Origin of the sequence: Streptomyces sp. SID13666 (assembly GCF_010548325.1) — a bacterium.
Classification (GTDB): Bacteria; Actinomycetota; Actinomycetes; order Streptomycetales; family Streptomycetaceae; genus Actinacidiphila; species Actinacidiphila fildesensis.
The window spans coordinates 207,364-217,524 of sequence record NZ_JAAGLX010000009.1 but is presented as its reverse complement, the minus strand read 5'-3'; the positions used below and the strand labels follow the sequence as shown (position 1 = coordinate 217,524).

At 71.7% G+C, this 10,161-nt stretch carries 8 protein-coding genes, 1 tRNA gene and 1 pseudogene; 4 read left to right on the top strand and 6 right to left on the bottom strand.

The genetic code is table 11. The features are described 5' to 3' along the window. A pseudogene (locus tag G3I60_RS15755) lies at positions 1 to 464 on the top strand (Crp/Fnr family transcriptional regulator); the annotation flags it as partial. Positions 465 to 544: 80 nt separating this feature from the next. Here G3I60_RS15755 and G3I60_RS15750 read toward each other — a convergent pair. The 4 genes from G3I60_RS15750 to G3I60_RS15735 form a co-directional block, all read right to left on the bottom strand. Continuing rightward, the gene (locus tag G3I60_RS15750; RefSeq protein WP_138359651.1) at positions 545 to 1,306 is read right to left on the bottom strand and encodes a DUF4239 domain-containing protein; all 762 of its coding nucleotides are present in this window, start codon (positions 1,304 to 1,306) and stop codon (positions 545 to 547) included. A gap of 62 nt (positions 1,307 to 1,368) precedes the next feature. After that, positions 1,369 to 2,052 (bottom strand): hypothetical protein, encoded by a 684-nt coding sequence (locus G3I60_RS15745; RefSeq protein WP_164607223.1) that lies wholly within the window; start codon positions 2,050 to 2,052, stop codon positions 1,369 to 1,371. Between the two features lie 146 nt (positions 2,053 to 2,198). Continuing rightward, positions 2,199 to 3,320 carry an aminopeptidase P family protein gene (locus G3I60_RS15740; RefSeq protein WP_164294059.1) on the bottom strand — a complete coding sequence of 374 codons (1,122 nt, stop codon included), beginning with the start codon at positions 3,318 to 3,320 and terminating at the stop codon, positions 2,199 to 2,201. Between the two features lie 167 nt (positions 3,321 to 3,487). Then, positions 3,488 to 3,559, bottom strand: a tRNA-Val gene (locus tag G3I60_RS15735). Between the two features lie 189 nt (positions 3,560 to 3,748). Here G3I60_RS15735 and G3I60_RS15730 point away from each other — a divergent pair. The 3 genes from G3I60_RS15730 (at position 3,749) to G3I60_RS15720 (ending at position 6,992) form a co-directional block, all read left to right on the top strand. Next, positions 3,749 to 4,990, top strand: a complete 1,242-nt coding sequence (locus G3I60_RS15730; RefSeq protein ID WP_164294058.1) for a hypothetical protein — start codon at positions 3,749 to 3,751, stop codon at positions 4,988 to 4,990. 42 nt (positions 4,991 to 5,032) lie between these two features. Then, positions 5,033 to 5,251: a zinc ribbon domain-containing protein gene (locus G3I60_RS15725; protein WP_164294057.1), complete on the top strand. Its 219-nt coding sequence runs from the start codon at positions 5,033 to 5,035 to the stop codon at positions 5,249 to 5,251. Positions 5,252 to 5,375: 124 nt separating this feature from the next. Continuing rightward, positions 5,376 to 6,992 (top strand): TauD/TfdA family dioxygenase, encoded by a 1,617-nt coding sequence (locus G3I60_RS15720; protein ID WP_239069860.1) that lies wholly within the window; start codon positions 5,376 to 5,378, stop codon positions 6,990 to 6,992. Between the two features lie 133 nt (positions 6,993 to 7,125). Here G3I60_RS15720 and G3I60_RS15715 read toward each other — a convergent pair whose 3' ends face one another. Continuing rightward, positions 7,126 to 9,069 (bottom strand): phosphocholine-specific phospholipase C, encoded by a 1,944-nt coding sequence (locus G3I60_RS15715; protein ID WP_343241033.1) that lies wholly within the window; start codon positions 9,067 to 9,069, stop codon positions 7,126 to 7,128. Between the two features lie 104 nt (positions 9,070 to 9,173). Beyond that, on the bottom strand, positions 9,174 to 9,902 hold the full coding sequence (locus G3I60_RS15710) for a GntR family transcriptional regulator (RefSeq protein ID WP_138356798.1): 729 nt from the start codon (positions 9,900 to 9,902) through the stop codon (positions 9,174 to 9,176). Between the last annotated feature and the right edge of the window lie 259 nt (positions 9,903 to 10,161).

Sequence of the window (10,161 nt, the reverse complement as noted above, 5' to 3'; positions counted from 1 at the left end):
GGATCCAGCCGCACGCCGGCCCCCCGCTCCCCGACGACCTCGACGAACTCATCAGCCGCCGCCGCGGCACCCGCTTCCTGCTCGCCCACCCCCGCACCATCGCCGCCATCGGCCGCGAATGGACCCGCAAGGGGCTGTACCCGAGCTCGGTCGAGGTCAGCGGCAGCACCGTCCCCGCCTGGCGCGGTGTGCCGATTCTGAGCTGCAACAAGATCCCGATCAGTGAGGCCCGCACCAGCTCGATCATCGCGGTGCGTACCGGGGAGGACAACCAGGGCGTCATCGGCCTGCGCCAGACCGGCATCCCGGACGAGTACGAGCCCGGGCTGAACGTGCGGTTCATGGGGCTGAGCGAGAAGGCCATCATCAGCTACCTCGTCAGCGCCTACTACTCCGCCGCGGTGCTCGTCCCGGACGCCCTCGGCGTTCTGGAGAACGTCAACATCGCCAACTGGCGCGACTAGAACGGCAAGCGGAAGGGCGGTGGCCCGGGGATCCCTCCCCGGGCCACCGCCCTTCTGTTGTACGCCCCGCTCCGGCTCCGCTACTTCAGTGCCGGGAACAGGTCCAGGAACACATCGGGGGCGACCGCGATGCCCCGGCCGAAGGGCGCGTCGAGGTCCCAGATCAGGAACAGCAGGAACGCGATGAGCGCGCTGAACAGGCCCGCGAGCAGCAACTCCCGGCCCGAGCGGCGGATCTGCAGCGTGAAGATCAGCCCCACCGTCACCAGGGCGCCCGCGATGAGGCCGAACCACACCATCCCGGGCATCGTCGCGCCCGCGTTCTGGCCCCGCGCGGTACGCGCCTCGTCGGCCACCGCGACCTGGTCCACCACCGGCTGGTAGGCCTGGGCGTCCAGGTCCCCCTTGGGCGCGTAGTCCGTCACGTCGCGGCGCACCGCCGACAGCAGTTCCGTCCCCTTCGGGGAGAGGGTGCCGTGGTCGGCCATGTACGGCCACTCCTTGTGGACCACGTACGAGACGTACGCGTCGACGTCCGCCCGGATCCGGTCCCGCACCTCGGGCGGATACACCTGCACGCGCGTGCTGATCTCGTGCAGGGCCTGCGCCTCACGCATCACGTCGTCCTGCGCCGCGCCCTGGCCCTCCCACACTCCGGCGATCGCCAGGCCCAGGACGATCGCGTAGATCACCCCGATCATCATCGTCATGTACTCGATGACGTCGGGCGTCTCGGTGGGGTCGTCGTCCACCGGGACGCGCCGCTGTCTGAGCACCACGACGGTGATGACGACCACGCAGGCCGCGGCCATCGCGATCACCAGAGCAATCCACTGCGACATGACGAACTCCTAGCTGACGTAACTGACAGCGGGTCTACGGGTCACCGGTCGTCGGAACGACGTCAACGGGCCCTGCGGTACACGTGCGAGCCCGGCCGGAGCACGGCCGCCGCGAGCAGTCCCGGCACCGTCGTGAGCAGCATCGTCATCATCAGCGGCCGCCGTTGGTGCTTGGGGGGCGCCGGGGCCGCGGCAGGGGCCGGCCAGTGGACGGCCGGGCGCGGAGGCGGGGCGTGCCGCGGCGACGGGGTCGGCGCGGGGGTGACGACGGGCTCCGGACTGCTGCTCGGCTCCGGGGCCGGCGAGGGCTCGACGCGCGGCGGCGGGGTGACCCGCGGGGGCGGGACGACCACGCGGTGCGTCGGCCTGGGCGCCGGGGTCGGCCTGGGCACGGGCGTCGGAACGGGCGTGGGGGTGGGACCGGGGGTCGGTGTGGGGGTGGGAGTCGGCGTCGGAGTCGGTTCAGGACACGACGGATGGCCCCCGTGCCAGTGCCAGTAGCAGTGGCAGTGGTGCCAACCCCAGTGCCAGTATCCGTGGCCGTGGCCGTGGCCGTGCCCGTCCTCGACGCCGTCCTCGACGCCGTCCTCGTCGCCGGGCCCGTGTCCATGGCTGTCGGGAGCCTGGACGCAGACGTGCACCGAGCCGTGCTCCACCTGGACCGTGACCGGCCCTGGACAGTCCTCGCCGGCGACCGCGACCGGTACCAGCAACCCCGAACCGCACAGGGCGGTCCCCGCCGCCACCACTGCTCCTCGCAGGGCGGCCCTTCCCCACCGATTACTCACAGGACAGATCTTGAGGCCGCGCGAACCGCGACCAGGCCCCAGTTCGAACCTGTTCCCCCGAACGAATCAACGCAAGGTCGTTAAACCTCGCACCAGTTCGAATATCAGCCGACAAGGCGCATCTCGTGGGGGGTGCCGTTGAGCCGCCGACCGCCCTCCTCGGTGCATGTCACGATGTCCTCGATCCGGACCCCGAAGCGCCCCGGCAGATAGATGCCGGGCTCGATCGAGAAGCACATCCCCGGCACGATCGGCCGCTCCTCGCCCTCCACCATGTAGGGCGGCTCGTGCGTCGTCACACCGATGCCGTGGCCGACCCGGTGGATGAAGTACTCGCCGTACCCCGCGTCCGTGATGACCTTGCGGGCCACCCGGTCGATCTCCTGGCAGGCGATACCGGGCCGGACCGCCTCGAAGGCCGTCTGCTGGGCCTCGCGCACGATGTCGTGCACCTTCCGCTCCTCGTCCGAGGGCTCGCCGACGTGCACCGTGCGCGTGGTGTCGGAGCCGTAGCCGTCCTTCAGGCCGCCGAAGTCCAGCACCACCATGTCGCCCTCGGCGATGGTCCGCTCCCCCGCCTCGTGATGCGGGTTGGCGCCGTTCGGCCCGGAGCCCACGACGGTGAAGTCGACCTGGCTGTGCCCGTACGAGATCAGCAGATCCGCGAGGTCGCCCGCCACCTCGGTCTCCCGGCGGCCCGCGAACCGCACCTTCAGGATGTCCCCGTACGCGGCGTCCGCCGCCGCTCCGGCCGCCGCCAGCCGCGCCAGCTCGTGCTCGTCCTTGACCGCCCGCAGCATCGGCAGCACATCGGTCAGCGACGCGTACGCCCTACCGGGCAGCGTCCGCTGGAAGCCCAGCAGGTGCATCGCCCACGCCGAATCGGAGATCCCGTAACGCCCCTCGGGCCGCAGCAGACTGATCGCCGCGTTGTAGGGGTCCTGCCCGTCGGTCCAGTCCGTCAGCAGGACCGCCCCCGCGCCCTCCGCCGTCTCGGCGTCCGGCCGCTCCAGGACCGGCACCAGCATCTGCGGCTCCTCGCCGGCGGACAGCACGAGCATCGTCAGCCGCTCGGTGATCGCCGTCGGCTGGTACCCGCACAGATAGACCAGGTCCGGGCCGGGGGTCACGACCACACCGGCCAGCCCCGCCGCGGCCGCCGCCTCCGCGGCCCGTGCCATCCGGGCCGCGTAGTCCTCCCGCGTGAACGGCTGGATACCCGCCATGACTCCTCCTGAAGCCGCCGGCCACCGGCGGACGCCGGACCGTACGGCTTCCAGCCTCAGGGCTCCCGACCTGGTGCGCGACCGGGGGCGGGCCCGCGGCACCGGCCCCGGGAACGCCGGGAGCCCCCGGCCATGGCTGGCCGGGGGCTCCCGGATGGATCGAGCGGTGGGCGTGGACGGGTTCGAACCGCCGACCAGCGCCGTGTAAAGGCGCTGCTCTACCACTGAGCTACACGCCCTCGGAACGTGAAGTGACAGATTACATCGCCGAACCCCGTGCTCCCCAACCGGATACCAAGGGCGGGTAAAGCATGGCCCGGCGTTCGGTCACGTGTCCGTGCAACCGCCCCGGGCCGTGTATTCGTCTTGGTCAGGTGGGAGACTGGAGCCGACAGACACCAGCGGCGGACCTGCGGGAGAGAGTCACTGTGACGACGGCACGCTCGTGGTGGCGGCGCGGCGACAATCTGCGCGCTGATGCCCAGGCCGCGAAGGACGCCGCCTCCCAGGCCTTCTACGAGCTGGACACCGCCCAACGGGACCTGGACCTGTCGATAGAGACCATCAGCGCCGTCGACAACTCGCCGGCCGCGCAGCGCGCGCTGGCCGGGTTCCGGGCGCTCGGCGAGCAGATCGACCAGGTCAGCGGGGCGTACATCGCCACCGTCGACGCCCATGACCTGGACCGTGACGAGCTGGACACGGCGACCGCCACCCGGGCCCGCAACGAGCTGACGAAGGCGAAGGACGACCTCGACCGGGCCAAGGCGGACCTGGAGCGGTTCGCCGCGAGCCTCGCGCCGCTGCTGGGGAAGGCCGAGACGCAGCTGGCCCGGCTGGCGCCGGCGGTGGAGCGGGCGCGGCAGGGGTTGTTGGCGGCGAGCAACGCGCTGGACGCGGTGCGCGCCGCCGGGCTGAAGGGCGACGAGCTGGCCTCGCGGCTGGCGGCGCTCTCGCCGGAACTCACGAAGCTGAACCAGGGGGCCGGGACGCACGGCGTGCCGGAGACGCTGGCGCGCGCGGAGGACGTGCAGCGCCGTGCGGAGGCGATCCGGGCGGAGGCGTCCCGGCTTCCTGAGCAGGCGAAGGAGATCGACAAGCGGCTGGTCAGCCTGCGCACCCGCGTCGAGGCGCTGGCCACCCGGGCCGGCGGCGTCGAGCCGGTCCTCAGTGAGCTGCGGCGGCGTTTCTCGCTGGCGTGCTGGCAGGACCTGCAGCAGGTGCCGGCGCAGGCGGAGACCGCCGTGGCGCAGGCGAGCGCCAAGCTCGCGGAGGCCGCCAAGGCGCGCGACGAGCAGCGCTGGGCCGACGCGACGTCCCGGCTGAGCACGGTCCGGGCGCTGCTGGACGACGTGGACGGGTCGGTGTCCGCGGCCGGTGACCGGCTGCGCCGGCTGAACGAGGTCAGCAAGGATCCGAAGGCCGAGGTCGAGAGGACCCGGTTCGCCATCCGGGACGCGCAGCGGCTGGCGATGCAGGGCCGGACGACGCCCGAGCCCCGGCATGCCCGGCCGCTGGACGACGCGGTGGCGCGGCTGGACCGGGCGCTCACCGCGCTGGACGGGCGGCATCCGGACTACTGGGCCTTCCTGACGGAGACGGCGGCGGTGCGGGAGACCGTGAACCGGGTCGTCGCGAACATCCGTGAGGACCGGGCGCAGGGGCGCTGACGCTCCGCGGGGCGGTCGGCCGGCGGGGCTATTCTTCGTCGCATGCCCCGATACGAGTTTCGCTGCCGGTCCTGCGGTACCACTTTCGAGCTGAACCGGCCGATGGCCGAGTCCTCCGACCCCGCGAGCTGCCCCGAGGGGCATGACGACACGGTGAAGCTGCTGTCGGCCGTCGCCGTGGGCGGCAGCGCCGCCGCTCCCGCGTCGGGTGGCGGCGGTGGCGGTGGCGGTGGGTGCTGCGGAGGCGGCTGCTGCAGCTGACGCTCCGCGCCGTCCCGCGCCGGGACCAGGTGTTCATCCTCGCGACATGTGGCCGTCCGTCGGTCCTCATGACCGCGTGCGAGGTTCCCTTCTAAAGTTGGCTAGACAACTTATGGAGGACCGTATGGACCTGACCCGTCTCCCGGCGGCCTGGCTGCGGGACAACTGCCGCTGCGCCCAGTGCCGCGATCCGCGCAACGGCCAGAAGCTCTTCCAGATCACCGATCTGCCAACGGACTTGGCGGTCGGCGAGGTGCGGGCCGGTGAGCTCGCGTTCGAGGTGGAGTGGCTCCCCGACGGCCACCGGTCCGTCTACGGGACGGCGTGGCTCGCCTCGGCCGACCCCGACCCCGGCGACGGCAGCGGGGACAGCGGCGACGGCCGTACCGAGGCCGGCAAGCAGCTGTGGTGCGCCGCCGATCTGGACGGGCGGCTGCCCGAGGCCGGCTGGGAGGCGTATCTCGCCGACCCGGCCGAGCGGATACGGGTGCTGGAGTCCGTCCAGCGGCTCGGCTTCGCCCTGCTGCGGGACGTGCCCCGCACGGAGCGGCAGGTGCTGGCCGTCGCCGGGACGTTCGGCCATGTCCGCGAGACGAACTACGGCACGCTGTTCGACGTGCGCGTCGAGGCGGACCCGAACAACCTCGCCTTCACCGGCGCGGCGATCACCCCGCACACCGACAACCCGTACCGCGACCCCGTACCGACCCTGCAGCTGCTGCACTGTCTGACGAACGCCGCCGTCGGCGGCGACTCGGGGCTGGTCGACGGCTTCGCCGCCGCCGCGCTGCTGCGCACCGAGGACCCGGCCGCGTTCGAGGTGCTGACCCGCACCCTGGTGCCCTTCCGCTTCGACGACGCCCGCACCGCGCTGCGCGCCGACCGGCCGCTGATCGACGTGGACCCGCTCGGGCGGATCCGTGAGGTCCGCTTCAACAACCGCTCCATCGGGACGCTGCGGCTGTCGCGGGAGGCGCTGGACTCCTTCTACCGCGCCTACCGGGCCTTCGGTGAGCTGCTGGTGCGCGCGGAGCTGCGGCTCGACTTCCGGCTGGCTCCCGGCGACTGTCTCGTCTTCGACAACACCCGTCTGCTGCACGCCCGTACCGCGTTCGCCGAGAGCGGTGAGCGTCATCTGCAGGGCTGCTACGCCGACCTCGACGGGCTCGCGAGCACGCTCGCCGTGCTGCGCCGGGAGCGGCCGCTCGACGAGCTGGCCGACCTCTTCGACGGCGCGGGCGCCGAGCAGTACCTGGGCGAGGACGTCACCCAGGCCCAGCACATGCTGCAGGCCGCTTCCCTCGCGGAGGCCGCGGGCGCCGCGCCCGCTCTCGTCGCCGCGGCGCTGCTGCACGACGTGGGTCACTTCCACGGGGCGGTGACCGGCGCGGACCTGATGGCCGGGACCGACAACCGTCACAGCCACACGGGCGCGGAGTGGCTGGCGCGGTGGTTCGGACCTGAGGTGACGGAGCCGGTGCGGCTGCACGTCGCCGCCAAGCGGTATCTGTGCGCGGTGGAGCCGGAGTACTTCGGGCGGCTGTCCGAGGCCTCGGTCCACACGCTGCGGGTCCAGGGCGGGCCGATGTCGCAGAGCGAGGTGCGGTCGTTCGAGGCTGAGGCGTTCGGGGTGGATGCTGTGCGGCTTCGGCGGTGGGACGAAGGGGCCAAGGACGTGCGGGTGGCTTCGGTTGCTGGGTTCACTCACTACCGGCCGCTGCTGGCTCGGTTGTTGCGGTAGTGCCCGGACGAGTCGTGGGATCGCCGGGGTATCTCCTCGGGCGACGAACGCGCGTGCCGGCTGCAAACCTCGCGCCGTATTCGTTCGTCGCCCTGCGGGGACACCCCGGCACTCCCCCTCCGGCCGTCGCTCCCTACGGCTGCAGCCGTCCCGCGAAGCGGCGCTCGAAGCCGTCGCCGGTGTCCGCCGTCACCGTGAAGTCGTAGCGGCGTGCGGTGGCGGACGGGACGACCGCGGTCGCCGAGGCGCCCGGCGCGACCGTCACCTGGTGGCCCGGGAAGGTGAACACCGCGGGCTTTCCACCCGCGTTGGAGAGCTTGAGGTGGACGCCGTCCGGCGCCTCGACCGCCGAGACCTCCGGGTGCGCCTTCGCCGGGTTGGTCCAGGTGCGGACGTCGCCCTTGTAGCCGCGCAGGAATCCGTCCGGGCCATGGGTGTCGATGTCGTACGGGCCGCCGCTGACGGCCTGGGCGCTGAAGTAGTCCGTGATGCTGCCGCCCACGGGCAGCGTGTAGCGCCAGGCGCCGAACTTGCGGTGGTTGACGGTGTACATCGACAGGCCGGCGCCGAGGGAGCCGAGGTTTTCCACGGTGATCCAGATCAGGCCCTTGGCGGTGTCGGTCCGCGAGGACGAGCCGAAGCGGTAGCCGGTGGGCAGCGCCGGACGGTCGCCCGGCTCCACCTCGGGGAAGTGCTGGACCACCGGCGGGAAGAGCGGCGGGAGCACCTTCTTGTGCTGCTCGGCCAGGTCCGCCAGGAGCTTCTTGGTGTCGGGCAGGGCGGGGAACGTCGTGGTGGACGTCCGGAAGTCGAACGCCGACATCAGGTCGCCGCAGACGGTACGGCGCCAGGCGGAGATGTTGGGCTCGCGCACCCCCGTCCAGTTCTCCAGGAACCGCAGGACCGACGTGTGGTCGAAGACCTCGGAGTTGATGCGGCCGCCGCGGCTCCAGGGCGATATGACGATCATCGGGACGCGCGGGCCGAGCCCGATGGGCGCGCCGTTGATGAACTCGTCCGGGGTGCCGGCGGGGGCGGCCGGCGGGATGACGTGGTCGAAGAAGCCGTCGTTCTCGTCGTAGTTGAGCAGGACGACGGTCTTGGCCCAGACCTCGGGGTGGGCGGCGAGCGCCTCCAGCACGTAGGAGGAGGTGAAGTCGGCGCCCTGGGCCGGCGGGTGGTTGGGGTGCTCCGACTGGTCGGTGGGGGCCACCACCCAGCTGACAGCGGGCAGTTTCCCGTTGGCCACGTCCTGGGCGAAGTCGTCCGCACCGCGCTTGACCATGCCGTTCACGTAGAGCGGGGAGTCCTTGGAGGCGTTCTGGTACTGCCTGAACCAGGCCAGGGCGTTGTCGTCGTAGTTGTCCTCCTGCTGGTAGACCTTCCAGGAGATGCCCGCTGCCTGCAGCCGCTCCGGATAGGTCGTCCAGGTGTAGCCCTTCTCGCTGTTGTCGACGACCGGGCCGCCGGCGGTGCCGCGCGGGTCGACCGTCCCGGACCACAGGTAGAGGCGGTTGGGGTTGGTGGACGCCATGGTGGAACAGAAGTACTGGTCGCAGAGGGTGAAGGCATCGGCGAGCGCGTACTGGAAAGGGATGTCCTGGCGCCGGTAGTAGCCCATCGTGTACCAGGACTTGGCGGGGATCCAGTTGTTGTACTGGCCGTTGGCCCAGGCGCTGTGGGTGCCGTCCCAGGAGTGGTCCAGGTCGAAGATCCGCTGGGCGTCGGAGGTGGCGGTGTCCAGGTGCCAGGGCAGCAGGCTGGTGCCGCCGACGGAGCCGAGCAGCCGCTGGTGCAGCACGTCGGAGCCGTTCGGGAAGCGGAGCAGCGAGCTGTCGCCGTAGCCGCGGGCGCCGCTCAGGGTGCCGAAGTAGTGGTCGAAGGAGCGGTTCTCCTGCATCAGGACCACGACGTGTTCGACATCGTCCAGCGTGCCCTGTCGTGCGGGCTCGGCCAGCGCCTGCTGCAGGCCGGCGGGCAGGACGCCGGTGCCGATGGCCGCGCCGGTGGCGACGGCCGAACCGAGCAGCGTGCGGCGGGACATGCCGGTTCCGGGCAGGCGGGAGAGGGCGGACACGGTGCCTCCTGGTCAGAGAGGTGCGGGGGGTTACTCGCGGTTACTGGCGAGTAGGATGATGACAGCCGCACATGAACAGGGGAAGACCGGAGACAGACGTTTCGTCAGATTCCCGTGCGACGGGACAGTGAGGTGACCGCCGTCGAGTTGTGGACGGTGAAGGCCACCGTTCCCGGCAGGTAGCGGTCCTGCGACCACTCCACCGGGGAACCCGCCGGATCGGTGGTGCGGCGCCGCTCACGCAGCAGCGGATCGCCCACCAGGCAGCCGAGCAGCCGGGCGTCGTCGGCGTCGGCGAGGGCCAGGTCGATGGTGTGGTGGGCGTCGGTGAACAGCACGCCCTGCTCCTGGAGCGGCACGGTGTGCGAGACCGCGTGCGGGTCCAGCGCCTCGACGAGGGCGCCTATGTGCTCGGGGTAGACGGTGCGCTCCACCATCACCGGGACGCCGGACAGGGTGCGGACCCGCAGCACGCGGTAGACCTCGGCGTCCGGTTCCAGCCGGAGTTGTTCACGTTCGACCTCGTCGGCGGGACTGCGGATGATCTCCACCACCCGGCCGCCGGGCTCCTCGCCGATGGAGCGGGCCCAGCGGGTGAAGCTGAGCAGCTCGCCGAAGCTCTGCACCCGGGCGGTGCCCAGCACGACGCGGCGGGTGCCGCGCCTGGAGGTGACCAGTCCGTCGGCCCGCAGTACGGCCAGGGCCTGGCGCACGGTGCCGCGCGAGACGCCGTAGCGGGTGGCGAGTTCGCCCTCGGCCGGCAGTCGGCCGCCGGACCCGTAGGCGCCGTCGGCGATGGCCTGCCGGAGGTCGGCGGCCACCTTCCGGTACATCGTCTGCCGGCCGTCCGCCACGCTGCTCCCCCACGTCGATCACTGCTCCGGCGACCGAGCCTAGATCCTGTCCGCCGGATCACCCACGGACGGCCCACCGACGGACCACACTCCGACCCTAACCGCCGAATCAACCGCCGATTCCGGGGCAACCGCGTCATTCCCGCGGCCGACACCGGAACGCAGTGGCGCGTTCATCCGCCGGACACTGGACTGCGGCGTACTGAGGTCGTCATTGTTCGAGTTGTACAGCCAACCC